Here is a 25,820-nt window from a genome sequence, read left to right as displayed (position 1 = left end):
AACCGGCGCCACTCGCCCAGCCAGGGCCAATCACCTACCCTCATCCAGGTGGTCCGGGCGGTTGCGATTCAGGTGGTCCGAGCGGTTGCGAACTTGGCTCCGTTCCGACCATGCCATGTGAGTTACTTCGGTTATCGGACGACCAACTTCGGTTACCACTCGACTCACTTCGAGCATCACTGGGTCTACTTCGAACATCACTGGGCTTACTTCGGTTATACGGATCTGGGATTTCTTTCCCGTGCGCATCGTAGAAAATCCAGCCTCGTTCGTAGTGGATCGCGGTGATCTTCATGTCGTGAATGAGTTTGTGGTGATACCAGCAGACGAGCACGAGGTTATCCATGTCTGTGTTTCCTCCGTGCTCCCAATAGAGGGCATGATGGATCCGACACGACGCAAACGGGTGGTCGCATCCCGGGAACTGGCAGTGTTTGTCTCGTGCTCTCACTGCTCTGGCCTGCGAACTTGACGCTAACCGTGCCTGCCGCCCGAGGTCTAACACCTCGGATGGCTGCCCGAGCACCACCCGCGATATCTGCGCATCCGCCACAATCATCTGTAGCTGACCTGGCGACAACGGGCTGCCATCATCTAAAGTGGCCGGTTCCAAACCTTCGAAGAAAACAGGATCGATACCCGGGCTGATTTCTGCCAACTTCCGACCCAAATCGGGATGTACTGCAGGAGCAACACGCGAACTGGTACTTCCTCCCAGATGCCCAGACTCTCCTGCTGCACTTTGCCCTTCATTCCGTGCAGCCTTGTAACGAGCTTCCGCCACAGCCAAAGTCTCAACCGGACACAGCACCGACACATGCGGTGACACCCGGGCCGACCCCTCATACATGCCTTCTTCAAGCACCCGCGCACTAAGTTCAACCAAAGCAGCAGCCTGATGTTGTGCAGCAGAAAGCTTGCCCACCGAGGAGCGCGAGACGGCTTCGTTTCCGTTCACGCTGCCATTCCCGCTGCCCCTTTCGCCGGTTACCGCGCCATCGTTCCCGCGCGTACCAGTCTCTGCACCACCCGCGCCAGCTCCACCCGCGTGAGCCTCATCTGCATCTTCTTGTTTCGAACGCAGGTTGGTGCGCACGATGGCTTGCAAAAGGTTATACACCACCGCACCGTTGAGTAAAGAAAACCGACCGTTGAGAATGTAGTGGTTGTCTTTACGGAACATGTGAAGCTTTTCTTCGACCGCTTCGGCTTGAGCCTGCTTGTCCGCCAACCGTGGCGAATGCTTATAGACCCACGCCCGTACCTTCTTCGTGAAGGCGTCAATACCCATCTCAGCCGCCCATTCGACTAGGCGCGCTTCGCCCACTTGTTCATCCGCAAGCTTGGCTTTCAATTCCTCTGTGCAAATCAGCTTGCGCACGACGTCCACATACTCATCCGTGATCCGGTTCTCCCGCAACGCCTGACGAAATAGCGGAAAATCCTCCCTGAGCGCCTGTGCACGCTCCACCGTAGCGCGTGCCTGCCGATACGACGCCTTCGTGCGCTTCTGCTCCACCTGCGTAGGTGTGCGAACACCCGATTCCTTGGGCACTTCCGATTCTTCAACAACGACGAGGTCATAGCGCAACGTACGAAGCTGACGGTAGACGGTATCCAGATCATTGGAGAGCGCATTCTTTGCCACCGAGCCTAACCTGCGCAAGTCGATCCCCATCAGCACAGATACGGCAGTCTTTATTTCCTCCACAGACAGCGCGGCGGCTCTTTCGTCGGCCAGAATCGACCCGGAAAACTCTTCATCTCCACGGGCAGGCGTGCGCTCCATCCTGTCCACATGAACCCGAGGGTTAACAGCACATGCACCCATCACTGAGCTTGCACTGCCCACAGCACTTGCAGTTGCCGCACCCGTCCTACGCATGGCGGTTTCTTCTGACCGCCGAGCGCTCACACCAAAATCCAACTGCCCTTGTTCGAACAACATAGCGCACACCTCCTTCCCGGCCTATCAACGGACGCCAGCAGAAAAACATGACAACCAGATAAACCGCGAGCTACCAATGCTTTCCCGCCCATCTATCGGACTGCTTCTCCACTGCCGTCGCCCTTGTTTTCGTACTTAAATTTTACCTCAAAAACACCACAAACGTTCGGTTCATGGCATACATCATACCCAATCGCCGCATTTAACTTCCTGTGGAAAAGTTTCTCTTCTCCCCCGCCAACGCATCTCGTGCCGAGCCCCAAAGGTGAAATCACCACCGTCGCGCGCCTATCATCCGGTTATGGTCACTGTTGTAGAAGGCGGGCGCGGCCCCGAGGCTCGCAACCGCATTGAGCACGCCGTACGCCATGCACTAAGCGCGCATCTTTTCCCCGCCACTACCGCTCCCAGCCACCACGACGCCGCCACCGCCGCTACCGCCGTCACCGCCGTCACCGCCGTCACCGCCACCGCCGCCACCCTCAGCACCCCCACGCCCACCGCCGCCAACCCCACACGTTCCACCCAAGCCAACAACAACTACAGCCCGCTGTTCGTCGTCGCGCCCGGCACCAACGCCGAGGAGGCCCGCTCCGAAGCTCTCGCCCTTGGGATCCCACCCAACACAGGCGTACTCATGCGCACCTCTGGCTCCACCACGGGCACCGGCAAAATCGTAGCCCTGAGCTGGGATAACCTCATCGCATCAGCCCACGCCACGCACGCCGCGCTCGCCGGCCCGGGCGCGTGGGTCGCCGCTCTCTCCTACCACCACATCGCCGGCTTCCAGACCATCGTTCGCACAGTTTTAACCAGCCTCACGACGACGTCCGAGGCCGCCAACTCCACCCCCAGCCAGCTCGACTTTGCTTCACACGAGGCCGCCCGCATCCGCCCCGGCTACCTCGACCTTTCTTCACCCGACGCCATCTCCGCCGAACTAGCCGCCACACTCGGCGCCCCACCGTGCACCCCGACCACCACGGCCACCAAAGGCACACCAGCAGCCGACATCCCGATCTACTTCTCCCTCGTCCCCACCCAGCTACAACGCATCCTCGACTCCCCACCCATCCTTGACGCGCTGCGCAACGCGATTTTCCTCGTCGGCGGAGCCGCAATCAACCAGAGCCTGCTCGACCGCGCCCGCCACGCTGACCTGCGCATTCATACCTCCTACGGCATGACGGAAACCTGCGGCGGCTGCGTTTACGACGGCGCCCCGATCGGCGACACCGAGATCCTCATCGACGACGACGCCCGCATCAGCTTGCGTGGCAGTGCCGTCACGCTCGGCTACCTCGGCACAGCGGAAGGCTTTTCTAGCACACCACCGCGCACCCATCACACGCAAGACGCCGGCCGCATCATTGACGGCCGCCTCGAGGTTCTCGGCCGGCTCGACGACGCCATCACCACCGGCGGCCTGACCGTCATGCCCCGCCTCATCGAAGAAGCGCTCGCGAAAGCCGGCTGGAACGCCGTCGTCGTTGGGGTACCCGACCTCGAATGGGGAGAAGCCGTGGTGGCAATTATCGACGACGTCGACAAACCCGCCCAAAGCTGCAACGTCACGGTGATGCGCAGTTTCGTCAAGCTCGAGCTCGGCCCGGGGTGGAGTCCGAAGTACGTGCTGGGGATCTCGCAGCTCGGCGGACACTATCCCCATACGGACTCAGGCAAGATCAACCGGCGCGAGCTCGCCAACATGGCAGCCGACTATCTCGGTTTGTGAGCACCCCACACCACGCGCGACACGAGCCGCACGGCACAGCCCCCGCTAACGTGCGCCTAACAACCGGTATGATGGAGCGGCTGAAAGGACGGTTATGGCAACCATCAATGACTGGCTGGAAGGGGCGCGTGTGCGCACGTTGCCCGCGTCGGTGTCGCCGGTCCTCGTGGGGACGGGCGTGGCGGTCATGCACGACGGCGCCTCGTGGGTGCGCGCACTACTCGCCGCGGGAGTAGCGCTGCTGCTGCAGATCGGCGTGAATTTTGCGAACGACTATTCCGACGGCGTTCGCGGCACCGACGAGTTCCGCACCGGCCCACCCAGGCTCACCGGCGGAGGAAAAGCATCGCCGCAGGTAGTGAAAGCGGCAGCGTTCGCCAGTTTCGCGCTCGCCGGCCTCGTCGGCCTTATCCTGGTGGCCCTGACCGGCCAGTGGTGGTTGATCGCCGTCGGCGCTGCAGCCGTGATCGCCGCATGGTTCTACACCGGTGGCACGCGCCCGTACGGGTACATGGGCCTCGGCGAAGTGTTCGTCATAATTTTCTTCGGCTACGTCGCCACCGTGGGCACCACGTACACGCAAACCGGCACCGCGCCCTGGGAAGCGTGGGTGGGCGGCACCGGCGTCGGGCTCATCGCGTGCGCACTGTTAATGGTGAACAACATTCGCGATATCCCCACCGATTCCCTCAGCGGCAAAAACACCCTCGCCGTCCGCTTAGGCGATCGTCGCGCGCGGCTCGCCTACGGCCTCATGCTCGCCGCGGCCACCGCATGCGGACTCACACTCGGCATCACGCACTGGCCGATCGCGGCAGGCATGGTCGCCATCGGATTGTGGGCCGGCCTGCTCTCCGCACGCGTCCGCTCCGGCCTCACCGGCCGCGACCTCATCGGCGTCCTTCGCGACACCGGCCTGCTCGAACTGGGCTTCGGCGTCGTGGTCTTACTCGCGTCGTTCACAGCGTAAGCGAACGACGACGCCGTCACTCCTGCTGTGGCGAAATCGTGTTTATTCTTCAGCTCAATTGAACTAAGGTGGTGCGCGTGGCACGAATAGTACCGATCATTGTTGGCGTCGCGTTGATTATCTACGCGTTTATTGATGCTGCCCGCACGGATTCGACGAAGATGCCGGCGCGCATCAGCAAGCCGCTGTGGCTGTTGCTCATTGCGATTGTTCCCGTGATCGGCGCGTTGATCTGGCTGTTCTTCAAGTATCAGCACGTGTTCAAATCGGACTATAAGGTGACCGGCTATTCCAATCCGTTCTCGCGCCCGAAGAAGCCGTCTGGCCCGGTTGCTCCCGACGACGATCCCGAGTTTCTTGCCCGCCTCGAGGCCCGTAACCGGCGTCGCGCTTACGAGCAGCGCCTGCGTGAAGAGCAGGGGCTCGATCCGCTAGCGGACCAGGACGACGAGAACAGCGAAGAAAGCGACGACGACCGCAACGAAGGCGGCCTCTACGGCGCCCGGTAATCCCGGCCCACCCTATTCGCCGGCGCCGTGCGCGTGTGCCGCCGAGGTTCCGGGAACCATGTCCGCGGCTTCATCGAGCAGGTAGCCCACCGGCTCCCAATAGTCGAGTGCTAAGAGTTGCTTTCCTGCGAACGTCAACGACGTTACCGAGGCGAGGGAACATTCGCGTTTGCGCGGATCGTGTGCGGGCGGTTTGCCTTCCACGAACCTGCGCATCGTCCAGATCGGTAGCTGGTGGGAAAACAGTACGGCCTCGCCGCCACTGGCCTGATCTAGCGCGTAGGCAACAGCGCCAGACATGCGCTCAATAACATCCGTATACGGCTCACCCCACGACGGCTCCAACGGGTTCACATACCACGACCAGTAGCGCGGATGGGCCAGAATCCAACGATTCTTGTTGACGGGAACGCCCTCAAATTTGTTGTCTGCCTCGATGAGGCGCGCGTCCTTGACAATCTCGAGCCCGGCCGCCCGCGCGGTTGGCGTGGCTGTTTCCACGGCACGTTCGAGCGGGGATGCCATGACGAGCCGCACGTCATGGTCCGCGAACTCCTCCCCCAAGCCTTCCGCCATGAGAAAGCCGAGCTCGGACAGGTGGTATCCAGGCCGGCGCCCGTACAGTACGGCCTCCGGATTGTGTACCTCGCCGTGGCGGACCAAGTGAACCGTTGTAATATCCATGCCCCCAATTGTGCCATGACACGTTCGACGCCGTCGCCCGGCTCTCACCACAGCCCGGCTCTCACCACGGTTCAGCTAGCATCACAGCCCGGCTACCAGCACAACCGAACTACCAGCACTGCCGAGCGCTACGGCGTCGCACGCCCTACGGCGTCGTGCTCACTACTGCTGTGCGTCGATAAGTTTCGCCATGACGCGCCCCAACTCCAAAAACTCTTCCTGCGTCAAATGAGAGATCAGGTGTTTGCGAACCGATTCCACGTGCATGGGCGCGGTGGTGTCGAGTTTGGTGAACCCGGCGTCGGTGAGCACGCAGATGATGCCGCGCCGATCGTCGGGGCAGGGTTCGCGCGATACGTAGCCGATCTTTTCAAGACGTTTGACCGTATGGGTGAGCCGGGAGCGCGAGTGGACCAGATTTTCTGCAAGGTGGGACATCCGCAGTTGCCGGTTCGGCGCTTCGGATAGCCGTACGAGCACCTCGTATTCGTTCAAGGTGAGGTCTGAATCGTTGTTGAGATCTTGATTTATTGCGTCAAGGACGAGCGCCTGCCCGGTGAGGAAGGACCGCCAGGCCACCTGTTCTTTTTCGCTTAGCCAATCAACCATCGCCGCCTCCTTGCACCCTGATTGAATCTTCAACAACCCAAGTATGTCACACATTCCCGATTTTGTGAACGCCCACAGCAAAATCCACCAGACGAAACGTGAAACCAAAGAAAAGAACCGGCTCCCCTTAACGGAAACCGGCCCTGAGCACCAAGACTCTACTTCTTGTTGCGGCGCTGATGGCGCGTCTTACGCAGGAGCTTGCGGTGCTTCTTCTTCGACATCCGCTTCCGGCGCTTTTTAATAACAGAACCCATCGGTTTCCTCCGCTTCTATCGGCAATGACTCAGACTAACGCCCAGCCACGTGAACGAGAAAATAATACCCCAGTGTGTGCGTATGCCACATCTTGCGTGCGCAATACCACGACCCGGATAGCCCGGACCTACGCCGTGGTTGCTTCACCCGCGGTTTCGCCGCCGGACAGGAGGTTAGCGACAGCCGACTTGGGCACCCGGTAAGAATTGCCAACGCGTACCGCTGGCAACTCGCCTGAGTGCACCATCCGGTACACAGTCATTCGTGAAACACGCGTCAATTCAGCAACTTCGGCCACAGTAAAAAACTGCGGAGCCGACGGGGGTAATTGCGCCATGCCTTAACCGTCCTTGTATTCCACACGGGTATAAAATCTTGTACCGAAGCCTGCCGAGCTGCATGCCCAGCGGCTTCACTTCCTTACACACCATACCCGATTTCACCAACTTCAACACTGAAAACGTCATTTTCGAGATGAAATCACTTTCCTAGTCGCTGCTCACAGCGCCGAAGCTCTCCGACGTCGGGTAAAAAGCGTAATCTTGTATACACCCGCCCAGCAACAGGCCACATGGAGGCGACATGGAAAAAGGAGGCGCCACCGCCGGCACGCGACTTCGCGACCGGTTAGATCACCTTGCCCGCCACTGGCCTGCCCGCTTGGCCATGGTCGTCTTCGCCACCATCATCCTCATTATTACCGCGCTGTTACTGCTGCCGTTTGCCAAAGCCGGGCCGGGTAGTGCCTCCTTCCTTGAAGCGCTTTTTACGGCGACGTCGGCCGTGTGCGTCACCGGACTCACCGTCGTCGACACCGCTACCCACTGGACCCCGTTTGGACACGTGGTCATCGCGATCGGTATCCAAATTGGTGGCCTAGGCGTCATGACACTCGCCTCCATCCTTGGACTCGCCGTGTCCCGCCATATCGGCCTCACCCAGCGCCTGCTGGCAGCTTCTGAAACGAAGTCGAAGCTTGGCGACGTCGGCGGGCTCCTCAAAGCCGTGGTCATCACGTCGGTGTCGGTCGAACTCCTCATCGCTTTCGCGCTCTTTCCGTCGATCATGCAGATCCAGGGAACGTTCCTTGGCACGCTCGGGCACTCAGTGTTCATGGCGATCTCCACGTTCAATAATGCCGGCTTTGTGCTGACCACCCAGGGGTTAGCCCCCTTCGTTGGCAACTGGGCGATGTTGTTGCCGATCATCATCGGCACCATGGTCGGCGCCATCGGCTTCCCGGTGATCTTGAACATTTCCCGCAACCCGCGCTCGCCGAAACGGTGGTCGCTGCACACCAAAATCACGCTCATCACCTACGGCGGACTGTGGGTGCTCGCCGTCATCATGATCGGCGCACTCGAATGGAACGGAGCGTTTAGCGGACTGCCCGCCGACGAACGGCTTCTCGCCTCGCTCTTTCACGGGACGACGCCGCGCTCGTCCGGCCTATCGACAGTCGATATCGGCCAGATGGGCGAAGGCACGTGGTTCGTTATGGACGTGCTCATGTTCATCGGCGCCGGCTCCGCCTCGACCGGCGGCGGCATCAAAGTGACCACGTTCGCCGTGCTCGTCCTCGCCATCATCGCCGAAGCGCGCGGAGATCGCGACACGGAAGCATTCGGCAAACGCATCCCCGCCGACGTCCTCAGGCTCGCCATTTCCGCCGCATTCCTCGGCGCCTTCCTCGTTGGAGCTGCCACGTTGGCCATCCTCAGCCTGACCAACTTCCCGCTGTCTCGTGTGCTGTTCGACGTCATTTCCGCGTTCGCCACCGTTGGCCTGTCGACCGGAATCACCCCGCTCCTGCCCGGCTCTGCCCAAGTGATCCTTGTGGTCCTCATGTACTTGGGGCGAGTGGGCACCATGACGTTCGCAGCCGCACTCGCGTTGCGCTCCCGGCGCCGCGTTATCCGACTGCCCGAAGACAGGCCAATCATTGGATAAAATCACCCCCAATAGGAGGGATACACATGCCGCATAGAGTTTATTCGGATACTGCCACGCTGGTCATCGGGCTGGGGCGCTTCGGTTCGGCCATCGCCGCAACTCTCGATTCCCTCGATAAGGAAGTGCTCGCTGTCGAAGTTAACGCGGATTTGGCGCAGCAATGGTCGCACCGTTTCACGGTTGTTGAAGCCGATGCGCGCACGTCGGAAGCCCTCCACCAGTTGGGGGCCGAAGATTTCGACGTCGCCGTCGTCGGTGTTGGCGCGCTCGAAGCGTCGGTGCTCATCACTGCGAACCTCGTTGACCTCGGGGTGAAAGATATTTGGGCGAAAGCCACCTCGCGTGAACACGGCACAATTTTACGGCGGATTGGCGCCCACCACGTCGTCTACCCCGAGTACGACGCCGGAACCCGGGTAGCGCACATGCTGTCCGGGCGGATGCTCGATTACATTGACATGGAAGACGGTTTCACGATCGTCAAAATGGTGCCGCCCAAAGAACTCATCGGTTTTTCGCTGGCCGATTCGAAGGTGCGAGATAAGTACGGTGTGACGATCATCGGCGTGAAGTCGCCCGGCCAGCCGTTCGAATACGCCACCCCGGAGACCACGGTGGGCTCAGGCGATCTGCTCATCGTGTCTGGCGAATCCTCACTGCTTGAAGAGTTCGCGAACAGAAATGTCGGAAGGCCGCGCTAGCCTACAACCATGGCAAAGAAACACGGCTCGTTTGAGTGTAGCGAATGCGGCTGGACGTCCATGAAGTGGGTGGGCCGCTGCGGCGGATGCCGCGCCTGGGGCACGGTGGACGAAACCGCGCAACCTGTCGGCCCGTCAAAAGTTGCTGCACTGACACCGCAATCGCCAGCACAGCCGATCACGGAGGTGTCTCAGCAAGCCTCTGTGAAAGCCCCCACCGGCGTGCCTGAACTTGACCGGGTACTCGGCGGCGGGATCGTTCCCGGCGTCGTCATCCTGCTCGCTGGCGAACCAGGAGTAGGCAAATCTACGCTCCTGTTGGATGTGGCGGCGAAGGCCGCCGCGCAGGCCGCGAGCGCGGGCAAACGCCCGGTGTTGTACGTGACCGGCGAGGAATCGGCGTCTCAGGTGCGTTCGCGGGCGGAACGGATCGGGGCGTTACACGAGCATCTGTATCTGACTGCCGAGGCGGATTTGGCGAAGATCCTCGGGCATGTGGGGGCATCAAAGCCGTCGTTGTTGATTGTGGATTCCGTGCAGACCATCGTCGATCCGCAGGTCGATGGTGCGGCGGGTGGCGTGGCGCAGGTGCGCGCGGTGGCCTCGGCGTTAGTGAACACTGCTAAAGCTTCGGATCTTCCGGTGATCCTCGTGGGGCACGTGACGAAGGACGGCTCGATTGCCGGCCCGCGCGTGCTCGAACATCTTGTGGATGTGGTCTGCCAGTTTGAGGGTGATCGGCATTCGCGTCTGCGGCTTGTGCGAGCTGTGAAGAATCGGTACGGGGCCACCGATGAGGTCGGCTGTTTCGAGCTGGTGGATTCTGGGATTCACGGGCTTGCCGATCCATCCGGGCTGTTTCTTTCTGCGCGCAATCTCACTGTTCCCGGCACGTGCGTGACGATCACGCTGGAAGGTCGCCGGCCGATGCCCGTTGAAGTGCAGGCGCTGGCTGTGGCGGCGGCTGGACCGCCGCGGCGTACGACGTCGGGGGTCGATTCTTCACGTGTTGCGATGATGCTTGCTGTACTGCAGTCGCGGCTGGGCGTGGAGTTTGAGAAGAATGACGTGTTCGTGTCGACCATCGGCGGTGCGCGGGCGTTGGAACCGTCGGTGGATGTGGCGGTGGCTCTCGCTCTGGCCTCGGCGTCTTACGATCTGCCCTTGGCTCCGGGCGTGATCGCTATCGGCGAGGTCTCCCTTACGGGCGAGTTACGGCCGGTGGTCGGGTTGCAACGCCGTCTGAACGAGGCCGCCCGGCTCGGTTTCCACACGGCGGTGGTGCCGCATACCGCCGACGCCATCACCCCACCTGAGGGCATGAAAGTACGTTCTGTTGTTGACGTGCTGGAGGCCGCAAGAGCCGTACTCCCGGTTGAGGCCTGAGCCACGGGCACACTGAACCCCACTCGTAAAGCGCACTCGTGCAGCCGAGCCGGGAACGCTACTCGCTGGACTGTGCCGCCTCGTTTTCGGCGTCCTCGTTTTCGGCGCCCTTGTTGCCTGAGCCCTCGGCTCCTGAGCCCTCGTTGCCTGAGCCCTCGGTACCTCTAGCCTCGGTGTCGGAAGTTTCCGCATCTGCACTCTTGGTAGTTTCGCTGTCCTCAGACTCTTCGCCAGGGTCGGAGGCTGCCGGTTCGTAGGCTCCTCCGCCCAAGTTCATGACCAGCCCGCTATCGAGTAGTTCAGCAGAGTTGAGGAAAAGCCGTGCAACATACGTGCCACTCTTAGCGGGATTAGCCGCCGTGCACAGTGGACCCGTATTCATACCGTTCCAATGCAGAGATTGCGCCGTTTCCAATTGGGTGTCAAGCAACAGCATTTTTTCGTCACGGTCCGGTTCACACGCGGACGTGTCATAAATGGTCTGATCGCCGGATTCAATGCGCAAGTGCAGGTCGGCGGCGTCGAAATAGCATGGCCGCGATCCAGTGTTCTTGATATTCGCAGTGAAAGCCACGGGCTGGCCCGCCTGCGTTCCACTCCTATCAACCGTGACGGCAAGGTTCTGCGGATCGCATGCCACATGCTCGAATTTTTCTAACGGGTCGGGGCGTGGCTCACCATCGGCCAACTTTGATGTCAGGAAATTGTAAACAAGAAGAATAACAAGACCAGCGCCCACAGCTCCGGCAAGGATTTTGACGGCCGTCGTCCCCCAGATGCCTCCCACGGACTTTTGAGTGTTTGCGGAGGTTGCCGGGCTCCCCGCACGTGACTGCTGCGGTGTGCGCTCGCGCGGCGCTTGAGTTCTGTTTTCCCTCGCCTGGTTTCTGCCCGCGCGCGCCTGGCCGCTAGTCGCACGCTCCGGCCTCACGCCCGTTCTTGCCTGCCCACGAGCTGCGGCCTTCCGGCCTGCCTCCGTAGGCTTTCCGCCAGTGGGAACGCGCTTTCTGGTCTGCTGAGGGCTGTCTTTTCGGCGTCGTTTCGCCTGCTCGCGGTTCCCCTCCGACCCACGGGCTCGGCGCTGCGAATCTGGCCTCCGCCCACGCTTAGGGCTATCTTCCTGGGCAGGCCTACGGCTAGCTTCCGACCCAGACCGACGGTTACCTTGCTGGCGTGGCTTCCGGTTCTCATCCGGGCGAGACTTACGGCTGCCTTCCGGCCCGCGAGCGCGCCGGGAGCCGCGTGCGCTATCGGGGCGCCGCGGACGTCGAGGTGTTTCGTCAGCCATGCCCATACCGTAACCGGAATCTCCTCAGTGGCGCGCGACGCTCGCCGCGAGATGCTGACCACCTACCACGCCTTTAGGTTGGCAGACCCAACACTGTTCGTACTGCATGTTGGCCGTGTCATACTGCTTGTTGACTGTGCCAGGCATGGGCATATCGGGCATATTGCAGGCTTTTGGGGAAGGCTCGCCCGCACACCGGAGCTAACAAGTGAGGCTTTTCAAAACGTTGCATATATGTGCAACGTTTCGGAAATCCTCAATCGTTAGCTCCGCACTCAAACAACACCTTTTGGTAACCCGCGTATAGTGGCAGGGATGGCACCAACACCCGAGCACGCGTTTTCCGTTCTTCGCGCGTGGTACGAAGACAACGCCCGTTATCTGCCGTGGCGGCACACTAATGATCCGTGGGCGATCCTCGTCTGCGAGATTATGAGCCAACAAACTCCGGTAGCACGGGTGGAACCGGTGTGGCGCGAGTGGATGGAACGGTGGCCAACACCGCGTGATCTTGCCGCTGAATCGCCAGCCGAGGTACTGATCGCATGGGCCTCGATGGGATATCCGCGCCGGGCACTACGACTGCAGGAAGCAGCCCAGCAGATCACCAACCATGGCTTCCCCACCACCTACGAAGGCCTGTTAGAACTGCCGGGAGTGGGGCAATACACGGCCGCTGCGGTTATGGCTTTCGCTTACACCAAGCGCTCGGTCGTGCTCGACACCAACATTCGCCGCGTGTTAGCCCGCTGGCACGGGAACGCCCTGCCCGCGCCAAGCCAGACCAAAGCAGAGTTTTCCCGCGCCGCTCGTTTCGTTCCGCACGACGACGCCGCGAGCGCCACGTGGAATGCCGCGATTATGGAATTTGGGGCGCTCGTATGCCAAGCCCGAGCTCCCCTGTGTGAGCAGTGCCCGTTGACCGCCCAGTGCGAGTGGTATCAGGCCGGACGGCCGGGTGACACTCACGCGCATCGGCGTCGACCACAAAAATGGGAGGGTACTAACCGGCAGGCGCGCGGAGCAATCATGGCCCAGCTACGGCAGGCGCCCGCCTCCTACGATTCGCTGCTCGTCGCCACCGGTCTCGAGCCGGCCAGATTCGTGCCTGCTCTAGACGGGCTCGTGGCAGACGGCCTGGCCGAGCGTCACGGTGATATTGTGCGACTTCCGCTAGCATCAACACCATGAATGCCACCCATCCACTCCTTGCGCGAGTCGGCGCAATCCTAGCTGTCGTCGCGGTTTTCATTTTTGCTATCGGCCTCGTGGCAACCATGACCCCCGCGGCCAGCTCGCTGCCCGCCATTATCGCGGGCGGTGCAGGGCTCGCACTTGTCGTGGCAGCGGCCTATCTTGTGCTCGCCTCACGCCGTGGCGAGCCGTGGAATGAGGTGGCCGAGGCGAGCGTGGCCGTGCTCCGCCGAGCCGCGCTTATCACGGGCTTGGCGCTCATCGGCGCTATCATCGCAAGCCTGGCGCTCAGACGCACCACAAGCGCGTTGCCTGCGATTATTTTCGGCCTCGTCGGCTTGCAAGCACCGGTCGCGTTGGTCATGGCGGCCGGATACATCGCGAAGGCGCGCCCCTAAAGTTCTTTGAGCATCCGATAGTTGCCCAGCGTATTCGGCTTCACTCGAGCAAGGTCGAGGAACTCGGCCGTGCCGTCGTCGTGGGAACGCAAAATCTGCTGGTAGACATCCACACCCACCGGGGTGCCCTCGATCTGTTCGTAGCCGCGGCTTTCAAAGAAGTCGATTTCGAACGTGAGGCAGAACAGGCGCCGCAGGCCAAGCTCACGCGCACGGTCTTCCAGTTCTGCGACGATCGCCTTACCCACTCCTTGCCCGATCATCTCTTGTTTGACGGCAAGCGTACGGATTTCGCCGATGTCTTCCCAAAACACGTGGAGCGCTCCACAGCCCACGATCTCGTCGCCTTGTTGCGCGACCACGAACTCTTGGACGTCCTCGAAATAGTCGATGAGGTCTTTTGCCACGAGGATCCGCCTGCGCACATAGGGCCGCACGATGTCAGCAATTGCGCGGACGTCGCCAGCGCGGGCCGGGCGGATATGTACGGCGCTCATCGCAGCTCCTGCCGTTTGTTCCACGCTCCAGGAGCGCGCATCATCCGGTTTCGCATCGACCCGCAACCGTGCTGATGCCGAACCCTGTGTGCCCCGCCCATTTTCGACAGGGCGTAGGCGCGCAACTGCTCGGCGGTGTCTTCGTCGATGACGAGGTCGGTGATCACCCCGGCACGTAGTGCGGCGAGTGTGGCCGTCTTCTTGTCCAGTCCGGAGACGACGCCGATCCGCCGCGGAATTTTCTTCAGGTCTGTTGGGGTTGGCCCGGACGCCCGAGAGTTAATCTCGAGGTCTTCCCATGAGCCATCTGCCCGCAAGAGCACCGTGCAGATGTCGCCCACCACGCCTTCTTTGCGCAGGCATTCGATCTCTGTTTCGCTCAAGTATCCGCCGGAATAGACGAGTGAACGGTTCTTCGACGTCATCGACCCGATACCGAACAGCGCAACATCGGCCCGGGCCTGCATTTCCCGCACGGCGCTGATCGAGCGTTCCTGCCACAGCGCATCGCGTGTGGACGCGTAGTCAAAGAACGCCGGCACGGAAAAGTACATGACTTCCGAACCGAAAGCTCTGCCAAATTCTTCCATGAGAGAGCCGGCGTAGGGCACGCCCGTCGTGGATGCGTTCGCGGCGCCGTTCAGTTGTACAGCGACGGAACCGCGCGCCTGGCGGGGTACGAGGTGGTCGACGACGGCGGCAACAGTGTTACCCCACGCCACGCCGATCACGGTTTTCGGTTTCATGAGATCAGATACGGTGAGCGCTGCGATTTGTGCGACGGCGTTAAGCCGGCGGGTTTCGTTCACCCCGAACGGAACGGGCACAACTTTCGCGTTCACGTTGAACATTTGCGAAATCGACTGTTCCAACTCGCTCGCCGCTGCCTGCGGCGGATGGATCGTGACCTGTACGAGTCCGCTTTCCTTTGCTTCCGCGATCAAGCGCGAGACTGTTGACCGCGATACAGATAGGCGCCGCGCAATCGACTCCATCGTTTCTCCTTGCACATAGTGCAACACGGCAGCTTCATACGCTGCGTGTATACGATCTTCTCGCACCATTTACACCCCCACAACAATTCATTACTTGGTAGAATCTTACACACATTCTGAAATCAGTTTCAGATTGGTTGCACGAGCGTGCACGCTTGGGCAATTTCCTTTGGCGACTGCGGTAGGCGCCGCGCGGCAGGCGGCGTCGTCGTACATTGGAAACGTCTATTCCGGGGAGAATACGGAAGAAAAATGAATACTGTTAACACCGATGTTGTTGTTATTGGCGGCGGAGCAACGGGAGCAGGTGCCCTTCGCGACCTCGCAATGCGCGGCTTTAAAACCGTGCTAGTAGAACGCGCCGATCTGGCGCAAGGAACCTCGGGCCGTTTCCACGGCCTACTTCATTCGGGCGGACGCTACGTGATATCCGACCCGCACTCGGCCACCGAGTGCGCGGAAGAGAATGCGATTTTGCGGCGCATTCACGCGGATTCTGTGGAAGAGACCGGCGGCCTGTTCGTCGTCGGCCCAAACGACGATCCCGAATACTCCACGCGCTTTCTTGCTGCGGCGCAAGAAACACGGGTTCCGGCTCACGAGCTGACGATTAAGGAAGCTCTCACGCTGGAGCCCCGGCTTAACCCGGGTATCCAGCGCGCCTTCCACGTTGAAGACGGCTCGGTTGATGGCTGGGCAATGGTCTGGGGCTGTGTGGAATCGGCACGCGAATACGGCGGGCAGGTGCTCACCTATCACCGCGTGACGAAGATTCACTCCGAGAACGGGAACGTCTCGCAGGTGGTGTGCACGAACGAAAAGACCGGCGAGGTGGTGAAAATCAACTGCCGTGCGGTCATCAACGCAGGCGGTCCGTGGGCCGGCCAGATCGCGCAGATGGCCGGGGCGCACGGCGTGGACGTGGTGCCCGGGCGTGGCATCATGATCGCGATGAACCACCGGCTGGTCAACATGGTGGTCAACCGCTGCATCCACCCCGCGGACGGCGACATTATCGTTCCCGCCCACACCGTGTCCATCATCGGCACTACGGATCAGCGGGCGGACGACCCGGATTTCCTCGAGATCAAATCCTCCGAAGTGCAGCAAATGCTCGACTCTGGCGAGGATCTCATTCCTGGCTTCCGCAAGGCACGTGCCGTACACGCGTGGGCCGGTGCACGCCCACTCGTCAAGGATTCCAGGGTGGACGAATCGGATACCCGCCACATGTCGCGCGGGATGTCGATCATCGACCACTCCACGCGCGATGGCATCTCAGGCTTCTTCACCATCGCCGGCGGCAAGCTGACCACCTACCGGCTCATGGCGAAGAACATTGTGGACGTGCTGCTGACCCAGATGGGCGAGTTCGTGGAGTGCACGACGGCGGACGAGCCAGTTCCCCCGCGGGCACCACGCACGCACAAAATCACCGATCGACTGAAGGAAGCCGAAGAGCACCGCCATGACGATCCCATCTTGTGCGAGTGCGAACTGTTGCGGCGCTCCGTATTCGAGCAACAGTTGGAAGCTCAGCCGGAGGCGAATCTTGATGACCTGCGCCGTCGTACCCGGCTTGGTATGGGCCCGTGTCAGGGCACGTTCTGCGGGATGCGCACGGCCGGGGTCATGCACGAAAAGAAGGCGGCGACCATCACGGATCCGCAGGCGAACGCCGATCGCACGTCTGCGATGCTGCGGCTGTTCGTGAAGAACCGGTTCTCCGGGCTGGAGTCGCTCATGTACGGCGAGCAGCTGCGTGAGGCCGCGCTGAATAAGTGGATTTTGGCCGGCAATCTCGACATCGATCATCTACCCGCACCCGGTAAGGACGCCGTGGTTGCCACCGGTGATCTGGAACTGTTGCACGGCCGGCCGGTAAAGGCTAAGGAGGCTTAAGACATGAAGATCATTGTTATTGGCGCGGGGCTGGCAGGGCTCTCGAGCGCTCTTATGGCTGCCGAGGCCGGGCACCGCGTGAGCATCGTGACCCGCGGGCTTGGCGGCCTTGGTCTGTCCACCGGCACTCTTGACGTGTACGGATGGCGGGCAAACGGCCTTCCGGCCGACGATCCCTATGGGGAGATCGACGCCGTCGTCGCCGCTCAACCCGAGCATCCCTACGGTGCGATCGGCGTTGAGAACGTGCGCCGCGGCGTTGACTGGCTACGCGAGACCACCGGCCTGTTCGGCGAGAACACTGGAAAGAACGTGCTGATGCCGACGGCGATTGGCGCGATCCGCCCCACCGCCGTCGTACAAAAGACGATGCTTCCCGCGGTTGTTGAAGAGGGCAAGAAGTTCCTCGTGGTCGGTATCAAGCAGTTCCGGGATTTCCCGGCGGCGCTGATTGCGGATAATCTAGCCCGTTCGCCGCTCGTGAGCGTGAGTGCGCGGGCAACGACGATCAGCCTGGCTCCGCGTTCGCCCGAGGTTGATTCGACCGGAACCACGTTCGCTCGGGCACTCGACGGCGCGGACGGCCTTGACGGGCCAGCCACCCGCGACGCCCTCGTCCAGGCGCTGCGCGGCGAGGTTCGCGACGGCGAAACGGTGCTGCTGCCGGCGATCCTCGGCTTTTCGGCCGAGGCCTACGATGAGATCGCGGCCGAGCTGGGCGCGCCGGTTGGCGAAGTTCCCGTGCCGCCGCCGTCGATACCCGGCCGCCGCATCAACGACGCGCTCACGAACGCGGCACGCGCCAAGCGCATCGACATCAGCCTGAACGCCCAAGTCGTCGGTTTCGAAACTGGCGACGGCGAGGGGCGCGGCAGCGAAACTGGCGACGGCGTGCCCGCCATCACCGCACTGAAAGTGCAGCGTGCCGGGCGGGTCACCACCGAGAAAGTCGATGCCGTCATCTATGCAGGTGGCGGCCTCGAATCGGGCACGATCGAACGCGACTCCTACGGGACGATTCGCGAACGGGTCTTCGACCTGCCGCTCATGTTCCTGCCACCGGAAGACCCCGAATCTAAGTCGGTCACCGGCGAGGCGGTTGTCGACGGCGTCGATATCTTCGGATGCGGCGTAAAAGTCAATGACGACATGCTCGCGCTCAACGGCTCCACCCCGGTCTTCACGAACCTGCACTGCGTGGGATCGCTGCTTGGAGGCGCCCGCCCGTGGAGTGAAAAGTCCGGCGAAGGAATCGCACTTGGCTCGGCAGTTGCGGCCGTAGCAGCAATCAGCGCAAACGCACAGAAGGTAAAGGAAGAACGATGACTGTTAATCCACTCGAACATGCCAAAGCATCGCTGGCCCGGGCCTCGCTGGATGCGTGCGTCAAGTGCACGATCTGCGAAAGCCAGTGCCCGGTAGTGCGCTCCACCCCACTGTTTTCCGGGCCGAAATGGGTAGGCCCGCAGGCCGAACGCTTCCGGGACGGCAAGAGCGTCGACATGTCGCTCGACTACTGCTCCGGCTGCTCGATCTGCACCACCGTATGCCCGCAGGGCGTCAAAATCGCAGAGATCAACGCCCAGGCGCGCGCCGTCATGAAGGCCGACAAGATGCCGATCCGGGATCGGCTCATGCCCGAAACCGAACTCGAGGGCAAGCTCATGACCCCGTTCGCGCCCATCGCCAACGCCGCGCTCGCTGCCAAGCCGGTGCGCGTCGTCGTCGAAAAGGTGATCGGAATCCACCGGGACGCCCCGATGCCCACGGCACAGCCGCGCACCTTCATGTCCTGGTTCAAAGAACACGAAAAGACGCGCACCGGCCCGTTCCCGAAAGGGCCCATCGTGTTCTTCCACGGATGCGCCGGCGGATATTTCGAGGTCGCCACGTCGAAAGCGGCCGTGGAGGTGCTCGAACATCTCGGCTACGAGGTGATCGCCCCCAAGCAGGGATGTTGCGGGCTCGCCCACCAGTCCAACGGCCTGTTTGGCCGGGCGGCCAAAAAGCTGCGCACCCTCGTTGACCAGCTAAACTCCGCGGGCAAGGATCTGACCATCGTGGCCTCCTCCGGGTCGTGTGCGGGCATGATCCGCCACGAAGCCCACGAAATCATGGGCCTAGATGATCCCGACCTGCTCGAGGTGGGTTCGCGCACCGTAGAAATCTCGGAGTTCCTGGCCGAGCTCATGGACGAAGGCGAATTCCCGTTCGAGGATCTCAAGCCGTGGAACATCACGATCCCCTACCATCAGCCCTGCCAGGTCAAGAGCCAGGGTATTGGTAAGCCGGCGATCCGCGTCATGGAGGCGATCCCGGGGCTGACCGTCATCGAATCGGGGCAGGCCTGCTGCGGCATCGCCGGAACGTACGGGCTGAAGAAAGAAAAGTACGAGGTCGCCCAAGCCGTTGGTAAGCCGCTATTCGATATGATCAAGCGTACGAACCCGAAGCTTGCCGCCTGTGAAACCGACACGTGCCGCTGGCAGATCCGCAAATCGACGGGCGCAACAACCGTGCACCCGATCGAGATCATCCACCGGTCACTCGGATTGGGGCAAGCATAAGACCAAAGGAAGGCTGCCCGTGTTTGAACAAATAACCCCCGCCGTCGCATACCACGGCGAAGGCCCGGTGTGGTCACGCGAGTGGGGAGGGTTGCGCTGGGTGGACATGCTCGCCGGCGACCTGCTCACGCTGTCCGACGACGGGAGCGTTCACCGCCTTCACGTCGGTTCCCCCGTGGCGGCGTTTGTGCGCCCGCGGGCAGGGGGCGGCTTCGTCGTCGGCTTGGAGCGCGGGATCGGGCTTGCCGACGACCCGTTCGGCACCGTACGCCCGCTCGAGCGCATGTGGGACGATCCCGACATTCGCATGAACGAGGGTGGCACCGACCCGTGGGGGAACCTGTACGCCGGTTCCATGTCCTATTCGCGACGTCCGGGCGCGGGCAAGCTTTACAAGATTGCCCCGGACTATTCGGTGAGTACCGTGCTCGATTCGGTGTCGACGTCGAACGGCATCGACTTTTCTCCAGACGGCACCCGCGCTTACTACCACGACACCTCCCAGCGCAAAACCGAGGTGTTCGACGTCGTCGAGGGCGAACTGACCAACCGGCGCACGTTCCACGACGCCACCGGTACAAGCCCAGACGGGCTGACCGTCGATTCGGAGGGCAACGTGTGGGTGGCGCTCAACCGGGTGGGCAAGATCCGGCTCTACTCCCCCGACGCCGAGATTCTCGGCGAGTGGGACATCCCGGCGCGTCTCGTTACGGCTGTCACACTTGGCGGAGAGGATGGGCGCGACGTGTTCGTCACGACGTCGGCGGAAAACCTTGCCGATCCCACACCAACCGAGGGCGCAATCTTCCACGGGCGCGCCGACGTGCCCGGAAAGCCGGTGGTTCCTTTCGCGGGCTAGGGCGCTGCGGGCTATATACTTGCCACCATGTCCACTCCCCTGTCCGACGACGGCCTGTTCGACCTGCCGCATTCCGCGCGCCGTCCCAACGCTCGGGTCGTGCTCGTCATGGGCGCGTCCGGGAGCGGCAAAACTCGTTTCACTTCGCGTACCGGCCTGCCCGTCGTGTCGCTGGACGATTTTTATTACGACGGCGACCGGCCCGGCATGCCCACCCGCCACGGCATGGTCGACTGGGACTCCCCACTCACGTGGGATAAAGACGCGGCGATGGACGCGCTGCGCAACCTGTGCACGACGGGCGTGGCTACCGTGCCCGTCTACGACATTCCCACCTCCCGGCGGATTGGTGAACGCACACTTGAGATGGACGGGCGGCGTTACGTGCTCGCCGAGGGCATCTTCGCCGTCGAAATTATTGACGACCTGCGGGCCGAAGGGATACTTGCCGACGCGCTCGTTATCAAACGGCCCCGATTGCAAACCTTCTGGTTCCGGCTCATGCGTGACCTTGATGAAAACCGCAAGCCGCTGCCGAATCTGTTGCGGCGCGGCATCGCACACTTCCGTAAAGAGCCCGCCATGTACAAGCGGCTCGCCGACAAGGGCGCCCGCCTCGTGTCCTACTCCGAGGCACAAGAAGCCCTGACGCAGATGCTTGCTGCCCTACGCTGGGGCGAATAATCGCCGTCGTGCCTGCTCACTCACGCGTCACCGCCGTCGTGCCCGCTCATTCGCGCGTTTTCACCCCAGCCTGCACGTTCTCCACACGTGACGCCACCAGCTGAAATTTCTTGCAACATCACTGTATCGCGGCTCACTTTTCGGTGGATTATGGGAGAGTTAAGGGAGCGCGTTTTGCTGTGCGCAGCGACTACAGTGTCGGCGCGCGGACAACACGCCCATACCGTTCAATGAAGAAGGGAACTCAATGGCGACTCCAGAAAAGAAGTACGTAATGGCGATCGACCAGGGCACTACGTCCTCGCGTGCGATCATCTTCGACCACGGCGGCAACATTATCGCTGTCGGGCAGAAGGAACACGAACAGATCATGCCCAAGGCGGGCTGGGTCGAGCATGACCCGGTCGAGATCACGCACAATATTCGCGTAGTTGTTGGTGAAGCTCTCTCCCGCGCGGACATCAACCGCCACGAACTCGCCGCCGTCGGCATCACGAACCAGCGCGAGACCGCCGTCGTCTGGGACAAGAACACGGGCGAACCGGTCTACAACGCTATCGTGTGGCAGGACACCCGTACCGACAAGATCGTTCGCGAGCTCGCTGGTGACGAAGGGGTCGACCGTTTCAAGCCCATCGTCGGGCTCGGCCTGTCCACTTACTTCTCCGGCCCGAAGGTCAAGTGGATCCTCGACAACGTGGAGGGCGCTCGCGAGAAGGCGGAAGCTGGCGATCTGCTGTTCGGCAACATGGACACCTGGGTGCTGTGGAACCTGACCGGCGGCGTTAACGGCGGTGTCCACGTGACCGACGTGACGAACGCGTCGCGTACCATGCTCATGGACGTGCGCAAGCTCGAATGGGTCCCAGAGATCTGCGAGGCGATGACGATCCCGATGTCGATGCTGCCCGAGATTCGCTCGTCGTCCGAAGTCTACGGCCACGGCTCGAAGAACTCGCTCATCATCGACACGCCCATTTCCGGCATCCTTGGCGATCAGCAGGCCGCTACCTTCGGTCAGGCCTGCTTCGAGAAGGGCATGGCGAAGAACACCTACGGCACCGGCTGCTTCATGCTCATCAACACGGGCACCGAAGCCGTGACGTCGAAGAATGGCCTGCTGACCACGGTGTGCTACAAGATCGGCGACCAGGACACGGTCTACGCCCTCGAGGGCTCGATCGCTGTGACGGGATCGCTCGTGCAGTGGCTACGCGACCAGCTGGGTATCATCAACTCCGCTCCGGAGATCGAGGAGCTCGCTGGAACCGTTGCCGATAACGGCGGCGTCTACATCGTGCCGGCCTTCTCCGGCCTGTTCGCGCCTTACTGGAAGGACGACGCACGCGGTGCGATCGTGGGCCTGACCCGCTACAACAACAAGGGTCACCTGGCTCGCGCAGTGTTGGAGGCGACGGCGTTCCAGACAGCCGAAGTGCTCGAAGCAATGAATGCCGACTCCGGCGTCGCTCTCGAAGAGCTACGCGTTGACGGCGGCATGACGGCCAACGACACGCTCATGCAGTTCCAGGCCGACATCCTCGGCACGGACGTGGTGCGACCCGTCGTTGCAGAGACCACCGCGCTCGGTGCGGCATACGCCGCCGGTATTGCGGTTGGATTCTGGGATGGCGAACAGGACGTCATTGCGAACTGGCAGGAAGACAAGCGCTGGACGCCGTCGATGGACGCCGACGAGCGCGACCGCCAGATGCGCCTGTGGAAGAAGGCCGTCACCCGCACATTCGACTGGGTGGATGAGGATACCGAAAAGGCTCACACAGCAGAGGCGTAGTACTTACTACTCGGCCATGAGGCCTATCGAAAGCCGGGTGGGGCTAGCGAAAACGCTAGCCCCACCCGGCTTTTCGCGTTCAGTGCAGCCGGCCGGCGTCGAGCTCCCCATTCCGGGGGTACCTGTTGCGTTCCGGGGGTAGACAAATCGCCGGATTTGGTACCCCGGGAAGCGAACGTGTACCCCGGGAACGCAAGGAAGGTTCAGCGCGCGGCGCTACTTGCGGGCCTGCGGGCGTACGAACGGGAACAGGATGGTTTCCCGAATGCCCAGACCGGTAAGCACCATGAGCATGCGGTCGATGCCCATGCCCATGCCGCCCGACGGCGGGAAACCCTGCTCCATCGCCTCGATAAAGGCCTCGTCGAGTTGCATGGCCTCCGGGTCGCCGGCCGCCGCATCCAGCGACTGCTGGGTGAGGCGCTCGCGCTGGATCACCGGATCAGCAAGCTCGGTGTAGGCAGTGGCGACCTCCACGCCTCGCACGTACAAATCCCACTTCTCCGTTAACCCTGGCTTCGAGCGGTGGTTGCGCGTGAGCGGCGAGGTATCCTCCGGGAAGTCGAACACGAACGTGGGCGCCCACAGGTGATCGCCCACCAGCTCTTCCCAGATGTCTTCGGCGATCTTGCCGTTAACGGCGTAGTCCTTCACCGGGATGTCATGCGCTTCGGCGAGCTCCACCAGGCGTTCGCGCGGGGTCTCCACCGTCACCTCTTCACCTACGGCCTCGGACAGGGACTCGTACAGGTCCAAACGAGTCCATTCGCCGCCGAGGTCGTAGTCGGTGCCGTCGGCGAGCGTTACCGTCGTCGTACCAAAAATGTCGCGGGCCGCATTCTGGATCAGATCGCGAGTGAGCGTGGCCATCTCCTCGTAGGTGGCGTACGCCTGGTAAGCCTCCATGGCCGAGAACTCCGGCGAATGCGTGGAATCAGCACCCTCGTTGCGGAAGTTCTTGCCGATCTCGTACACCCGCTCCAAGCCGCCAACCACGGCCCGCTTCAAGTAAAGCTCGGTGGCAATACGCAGGTAGAGATCCTGGTCGTAGGCGTTGATGTGGGTTTCGAAGGGGCGTGCCGCCGCGCCGCCATGCAACGGCTGCAGGATCGGGGTTTCCACTTCCACATACCCGCGCTCGTCGAACGTTTTGCGGATCGACTTCATCATCTTCGCGCGAATCCGCACAATATTTCGCGCGTCAGCACGCGTGATGAGGTCAAGGTGACGGTTGCGCACGCGGGTCTCCTCGTTGAGGGACATCTCGGTGCCGTCTTCCGCCGTGAACGTCTTCGGCAGGGGGCGAATCGCCTTCGACGCCATCTTCCAGCTGGTCGCAAACACGGACAGCTCGCCGCGCTTCGACGCACCCACGTATCCTTCCACGAACACGTGATCGCCCAGATCGACGTCGGCCTTCAGCGCGTCCAACGCTTCCTTACCCACGTTGGCCAACGAGAAAATCACCTGAATACGCTCGCCCGCACCGGCCTGCAGCTGCACGAACGCGATCTTGCCCGACGGGCGGAACAGCATGACGCGCCCAGCGATCGCAACCGTGACATCGGTCAGCTCATCGCCCGGCTGGAGCACGGTAACGTCCGCGTCGACGCCGTTACCCGCGGCCTCGCCGTCGCCAGCCGTATCCCCGCCGTCGGCAACCACATACCCGGCACGAATCTGCTCAATCGCATGCGTGACGGTGAGTTCGGGCGGGTACGGATCACGCCCCTCGGCAAGCATGCGCTGGCGCTTTTCCTTGCGCACGGCGATCTGGTCGGAGGTGTCGTCGTACTGTGGCTGTGTCATTCAGTTTCCTCTTGTTGTGTTGACGTTCCCAAGCCTACGCGGCAAAGCCGCAGGTTAGTGATAGTTAGAGCTGATCCTTAATATACGGCGGCACAATCGAATCTAAAGAATCGAGCACGTAGTTCGGCTGATCCTTCTCTTGGCGGTTGCGGGCGTCGTCGATCGTGACGTCGCCGGCCAGGATGAGCGCGGTCGGAATACCGAAACGCTTCGCCATGCGAATGTCGGCGCCTAGCGAGTCGGTGACGAGCAGCGCGTCCTGCGGCTCTGCAGCCAGGTCTTCGAAAATCATTTCCAGCAGGTCGGTTTCGGGTGCGCCGAGGTTCTTCACCACGCGCTTGCGGGTTGCCACCTCGATGGCTGTAACGATTGAGAGTGTGCCCGGTTCGCGGGTGCCGTCCGGCTGGCGGCGTACCCTGCGCAACGACGACGCGACAAGCTCGGCCCCGTTCTCATCGATCGCACGGAAGGCGGTGGCGAGCTTGTCGAAAGTGAAGTTGCGGTCGTGCGCGACGAGTACCACGTTGATTTTGGCCGGATCGTCACACAGCTTGATACCCGCACTGGACAGCTCGGCAGACAGCGTGTCATCGCCAATCACGAACACGTTCGCCCCCGGATACGACTTGTGCAGGTAGTTGGACAGCTGCCTGCCCGGCGTGACAATCTGATGCGGTTCAATCGCCACACCCTCCTTGGCCATCGCCTCGATCAGGGCGTCCGTCGACACCGTGGACATCATCGACAGGTAGCGCACCGGCCGGCGCAACTCATCCAGCACGTCGATGACCGTCTTCATCTCCGGCATAAGCTGCGTGCCCGCATAGAGGGTGGCGTCGATGTTGAGGAGGTAGGCGTCGAACACCCGCTGCGGCGGTTCTTGAACCATGACGTCAAGGTCCGCGATGCGCTGCGAGATTTCTTTTTCGCCGACGTCGGTACCCGGCGCAGTCGACACGCGCTCGGTTGCTGCCTCGTCGGCTTTTTCCGCAGTCTTACGTGCGAAACGTTCGCGCACCTCGTCGGGGATAAGAGCTTTAGGATTGATCTTCGGTATTTCGGGCATCTGGAAACGCATG

Annotated in this window: 24 protein-coding genes; 14 read left to right on the top strand and 10 right to left on the bottom strand. The window is 61.8% G+C overall.

Annotation, left to right across the window (positions count from 1 at the left end; all coding sequences use genetic code 11):
- Positions 1-40: 40 nt before the first annotated feature.
- Positions 41-1,948 carry an HNH endonuclease signature motif containing protein gene (locus tag EL234_RS06930; RefSeq protein WP_126416768.1) on the bottom strand — a complete coding sequence of 636 codons (1,908 nt, stop codon included), beginning with the start codon at positions 1,946-1,948 and terminating at the stop codon, positions 41-43.
- A gap of 301 nt (positions 1,949-2,249) precedes the next feature.
- Here EL234_RS06930 and EL234_RS06925 point away from each other — a divergent pair, with 301 nt between their 5' ends.
- The 3 genes from EL234_RS06925 to EL234_RS06915 all read left to right on the top strand — a co-directional run bounded on the left by EL234_RS06925 (position 2,250) and on the right by EL234_RS06915 (position 5,162).
- Positions 2,250-3,683, top strand: coding sequence for an AMP-binding protein (locus EL234_RS06925; RefSeq protein WP_126416767.1), 1,434 nt, complete (start codon positions 2,250-2,252; stop codon positions 3,681-3,683).
- Between the two features lie 94 nt (positions 3,684-3,777).
- A complete protein-coding gene (locus EL234_RS06920) occupies positions 3,778-4,653 on the top strand; it encodes a 1,4-dihydroxy-2-naphthoate polyprenyltransferase (RefSeq protein WP_126416766.1) in 876 nt (291 codons plus the stop codon).
- A 77-nt stretch (positions 4,654-4,730) separates the two neighbouring features.
- On the top strand, positions 4,731-5,162 hold the full coding sequence (locus tag EL234_RS06915) for a PLD nuclease N-terminal domain-containing protein (RefSeq protein WP_164712431.1): 432 nt from the start codon (positions 4,731-4,733) through the stop codon (positions 5,160-5,162).
- 12 nt (positions 5,163-5,174) lie between these two features.
- Here EL234_RS06915 and EL234_RS06910 read toward each other — a convergent pair whose 3' ends face one another.
- The 4 genes from EL234_RS06910 to EL234_RS06895 form a co-directional block, all read right to left on the bottom strand.
- Positions 5,175-5,846, bottom strand: coding sequence for a histidine phosphatase family protein (locus tag EL234_RS06910; protein WP_126416764.1), 672 nt, complete (start codon positions 5,844-5,846; stop codon positions 5,175-5,177).
- A gap of 162 nt (positions 5,847-6,008) precedes the next feature.
- Complete coding sequence (locus tag EL234_RS06905; protein WP_126416763.1) at positions 6,009-6,455, bottom strand: MarR family winged helix-turn-helix transcriptional regulator; 447 nt, start codon at positions 6,453-6,455, stop codon at positions 6,009-6,011.
- Between the two features lie 158 nt (positions 6,456-6,613).
- Entirely contained in the window at positions 6,614-6,712 is a 99-nt protein-coding gene (locus tag EL234_RS06900) for a 30S ribosomal protein bS22 (RefSeq protein ID WP_005504750.1), read from the bottom strand.
- A 128-nt stretch (positions 6,713-6,840) separates the two neighbouring features.
- Complete coding sequence (locus tag EL234_RS06895; RefSeq protein ID WP_126416762.1) at positions 6,841-7,050, bottom strand: helix-turn-helix domain-containing protein; 210 nt, start codon at positions 7,048-7,050, stop codon at positions 6,841-6,843.
- 245 nt (positions 7,051-7,295) lie between these two features.
- Between EL234_RS06895 and EL234_RS06890 the strand changes: the two genes are divergently transcribed.
- From EL234_RS06890 to radA, 3 genes are read left to right on the top strand one after another with little or no spacing between them, the layout of a single operon-like run.
- Entirely contained in the window at positions 7,296-8,663 is a 1,368-nt protein-coding gene (locus EL234_RS06890; protein ID WP_126416761.1) for a TrkH family potassium uptake protein, read from the top strand.
- Between the two features lie 26 nt (positions 8,664-8,689).
- Entirely contained in the window at positions 8,690-9,367 is a 678-nt protein-coding gene (locus tag EL234_RS06885) for a potassium channel family protein (protein ID WP_126416760.1), read from the top strand.
- A gap of 9 nt (positions 9,368-9,376) precedes the next feature.
- On the top strand, positions 9,377-10,753 hold the full coding sequence (gene radA / locus EL234_RS06880; protein ID WP_126416759.1) for a DNA repair protein RadA: 1,377 nt from the start codon (positions 9,377-9,379) through the stop codon (positions 10,751-10,753).
- Between the two features lie 58 nt (positions 10,754-10,811).
- Here radA and EL234_RS06875 read toward each other — a convergent pair whose 3' ends face one another.
- Positions 10,812-11,540 (bottom strand): hypothetical protein, encoded by a 729-nt coding sequence (locus EL234_RS06875; RefSeq protein WP_126416758.1) that lies wholly within the window; start codon positions 11,538-11,540, stop codon positions 10,812-10,814.
- Between the two features lie 816 nt (positions 11,541-12,356).
- Between EL234_RS06875 and EL234_RS06870 the strand changes: the two genes are divergently transcribed.
- Together EL234_RS06870 and EL234_RS06865 are read left to right on the top strand one after the other, a co-directional pair.
- On the top strand, positions 12,357-13,232 hold the full coding sequence (locus tag EL234_RS06870) for an HhH-GPD family protein (RefSeq protein ID WP_126416757.1): 876 nt from the start codon (positions 12,357-12,359) through the stop codon (positions 13,230-13,232).
- Positions 13,229-13,633, top strand: coding sequence for a hypothetical protein (locus EL234_RS06865; RefSeq protein ID WP_126416756.1), 405 nt, complete (start codon positions 13,229-13,231; stop codon positions 13,631-13,633). The genes EL234_RS06870 and EL234_RS06865 overlap by 4 nt, the downstream gene beginning before the upstream one ends.
- Here EL234_RS06865 and EL234_RS06860 read toward each other — a convergent pair.
- Together EL234_RS06860 and EL234_RS06855 are read right to left on the bottom strand one after the other, a co-directional pair.
- Positions 13,630-14,130 (bottom strand): amino-acid N-acetyltransferase, encoded by a 501-nt coding sequence (locus EL234_RS06860; RefSeq protein ID WP_126416755.1) that lies wholly within the window; start codon positions 14,128-14,130, stop codon positions 13,630-13,632. The two genes, EL234_RS06865 and EL234_RS06860, sit on opposite strands and share 4 nt — an antisense overlap.
- Positions 14,127-15,194, bottom strand: coding sequence for a sugar-binding transcriptional regulator (locus tag EL234_RS06855; RefSeq protein WP_126416754.1), 1,068 nt, complete (start codon positions 15,192-15,194; stop codon positions 14,127-14,129). The genes EL234_RS06860 and EL234_RS06855 overlap by 4 nt, the downstream gene beginning before the upstream one ends.
- Before the next feature lie 183 nt (positions 15,195-15,377).
- Between EL234_RS06855 and glpA the strand changes: the two genes are divergently transcribed.
- The 6 genes from glpA to glpK all read left to right on the top strand — a co-directional run bounded on the left by glpA (position 15,378) and on the right by glpK (position 22,932).
- Complete coding sequence (glpA, locus tag EL234_RS06850; protein ID WP_126416753.1) at positions 15,378-17,027, top strand: anaerobic glycerol-3-phosphate dehydrogenase subunit GlpA; 1,650 nt, start codon at positions 15,378-15,380, stop codon at positions 17,025-17,027.
- A 3-nt stretch (positions 17,028-17,030) separates the two neighbouring features.
- Complete coding sequence (glpB, locus tag EL234_RS06845) at positions 17,031-18,353, top strand: glycerol-3-phosphate dehydrogenase subunit GlpB (protein ID WP_126416752.1); 1,323 nt, start codon at positions 17,031-17,033, stop codon at positions 18,351-18,353.
- On the top strand, positions 18,350-19,594 hold the full coding sequence (locus EL234_RS06840; RefSeq protein WP_126416751.1) for an anaerobic glycerol-3-phosphate dehydrogenase subunit C: 1,245 nt from the start codon (positions 18,350-18,352) through the stop codon (positions 19,592-19,594). Before glpB ends, EL234_RS06840 begins: the two co-directional genes overlap by 4 nt.
- Positions 19,595-19,613: 19 nt before the next feature.
- Entirely contained in the window at positions 19,614-20,453 is an 840-nt protein-coding gene (locus tag EL234_RS06835; protein ID WP_241968966.1) for an SMP-30/gluconolactonase/LRE family protein, read from the top strand.
- A 27-nt stretch (positions 20,454-20,480) separates the two neighbouring features.
- The gene (locus EL234_RS06830; protein WP_126416750.1) at positions 20,481-21,137 is read left to right on the top strand and encodes a uridine kinase family protein; all 657 of its coding nucleotides are present in this window, start codon (positions 20,481-20,483) and stop codon (positions 21,135-21,137) included.
- A 247-nt stretch (positions 21,138-21,384) separates the two neighbouring features.
- Positions 21,385-22,932: a glycerol kinase GlpK gene (glpK, locus tag EL234_RS06825; protein ID WP_126416749.1), complete on the top strand. Its 1,548-nt coding sequence runs from the start codon at positions 21,385-21,387 to the stop codon at positions 22,930-22,932.
- A gap of 216 nt (positions 22,933-23,148) precedes the next feature.
- Here the strand turns inward: glpK and lysS are convergent, their stop codons facing one another.
- Complete coding sequence (lysS, locus tag EL234_RS06820; RefSeq protein ID WP_126416748.1) at positions 23,149-24,741, bottom strand: lysine--tRNA ligase; 1,593 nt, start codon at positions 24,739-24,741, stop codon at positions 23,149-23,151.
- Positions 24,742-24,805: 64 nt separating this feature from the next.
- A complete protein-coding gene (locus tag EL234_RS06815; RefSeq protein WP_126416747.1) occupies positions 24,806-25,819 on the bottom strand; it encodes an HAD-IIA family hydrolase in 1,014 nt (337 codons plus the stop codon).
- Position 25,820: the final 1 nt, after the last annotated feature.

Source organism: Trueperella bialowiezensis (assembly GCF_900637955.1).
GTDB classification, from domain to species: domain Bacteria; phylum Actinomycetota; class Actinomycetes; order Actinomycetales; family Actinomycetaceae; genus Trueperella; species Trueperella bialowiezensis.
The sequence above is the reverse complement of the archived record's forward strand: the minus strand, read 5'-3'. Positions and strand labels throughout refer to the sequence as shown.

What these genes read in the sequence shown, in the direction of transcription:
- EL234_RS06900 (WP_005504750.1), bottom strand. Translation starts at nt 6,712, where the DNA reads ATGGGTTCTGTTATTAAAAAGCGCCGGAAGCGGATGTCGAAGAAGAAG.
- EL234_RS06925 (WP_126416767.1), top strand. Translation starts at nt 2,250, where the DNA reads ATGGTCACTGTTGTAGAAGGCGGGCGCGGCCCCGAGGCTCGCAACCGC.
- EL234_RS06855 (WP_126416754.1), bottom strand. Translation starts at nt 15,194, where the DNA reads ATGGTGCGAGAAGATCGTATACACGCAGCGTATGAAGCTGCCGTGTTG.
- EL234_RS06930 (WP_126416768.1), bottom strand. Translation starts at nt 1,948, where the DNA reads ATGTTGTTCGAACAAGGGCAGTTGGATTTTGGTGTGAGCGCTCGGCGG.
- EL234_RS06860 (WP_126416755.1), bottom strand. Translation starts at nt 14,130, where the DNA reads ATGAGCGCCGTACATATCCGCCCGGCCCGCGCTGGCGACGTCCGCGCA.
- EL234_RS06865 (WP_126416756.1), top strand. Translation starts at nt 13,229, where the DNA reads ATGAATGCCACCCATCCACTCCTTGCGCGAGTCGGCGCAATCCTAGCT.
- EL234_RS06905 (WP_126416763.1), bottom strand. Translation starts at nt 6,455, where the DNA reads ATGGTTGATTGGCTAAGCGAAAAAGAACAGGTGGCCTGGCGGTCCTTC.
- glpK (WP_126416749.1), top strand. Translation starts at nt 21,385, where the DNA reads ATGGCGACTCCAGAAAAGAAGTACGTAATGGCGATCGACCAGGGCACT.
- EL234_RS06840 (WP_126416751.1), top strand. Translation starts at nt 18,350, where the DNA reads ATGACTGTTAATCCACTCGAACATGCCAAAGCATCGCTGGCCCGGGCC.
- EL234_RS06895 (WP_126416762.1), bottom strand. Translation starts at nt 7,050, where the DNA reads ATGGCGCAATTACCCCCGTCGGCTCCGCAGTTTTTTACTGTGGCCGAA.
- EL234_RS06890 (WP_126416761.1), top strand. Translation starts at nt 7,296, where the DNA reads ATGGAAAAAGGAGGCGCCACCGCCGGCACGCGACTTCGCGACCGGTTA.
- EL234_RS06885 (WP_126416760.1), top strand. Translation starts at nt 8,690, where the DNA reads ATGCCGCATAGAGTTTATTCGGATACTGCCACGCTGGTCATCGGGCTG.
- glpB (WP_126416752.1), top strand. Translation starts at nt 17,031, where the DNA reads ATGAAGATCATTGTTATTGGCGCGGGGCTGGCAGGGCTCTCGAGCGCT.
- glpA (WP_126416753.1), top strand. Translation starts at nt 15,378, where the DNA reads ATGAATACTGTTAACACCGATGTTGTTGTTATTGGCGGCGGAGCAACG.
- EL234_RS06910 (WP_126416764.1), bottom strand. Translation starts at nt 5,846, where the DNA reads ATGGATATTACAACGGTTCACTTGGTCCGCCACGGCGAGGTACACAAT.
- EL234_RS06815 (WP_126416747.1), bottom strand. Translation starts at nt 25,819, where the DNA reads ATGCGTTTCCAGATGCCCGAAATACCGAAGATCAATCCTAAAGCTCTT.
- EL234_RS06870 (WP_126416757.1), top strand. Translation starts at nt 12,357, where the DNA reads ATGGCACCAACACCCGAGCACGCGTTTTCCGTTCTTCGCGCGTGGTAC.
- EL234_RS06920 (WP_126416766.1), top strand. Translation starts at nt 3,778, where the DNA reads ATGGCAACCATCAATGACTGGCTGGAAGGGGCGCGTGTGCGCACGTTG.
- radA (WP_126416759.1), top strand. Translation starts at nt 9,377, where the DNA reads ATGGCAAAGAAACACGGCTCGTTTGAGTGTAGCGAATGCGGCTGGACG.
- lysS (WP_126416748.1), bottom strand. Translation starts at nt 24,741, where the DNA reads ATGACACAGCCACAGTACGACGACACCTCCGACCAGATCGCCGTGCGC.
- EL234_RS06830 (WP_126416750.1), top strand. Translation starts at nt 20,481, where the DNA reads ATGTCCACTCCCCTGTCCGACGACGGCCTGTTCGACCTGCCGCATTCC.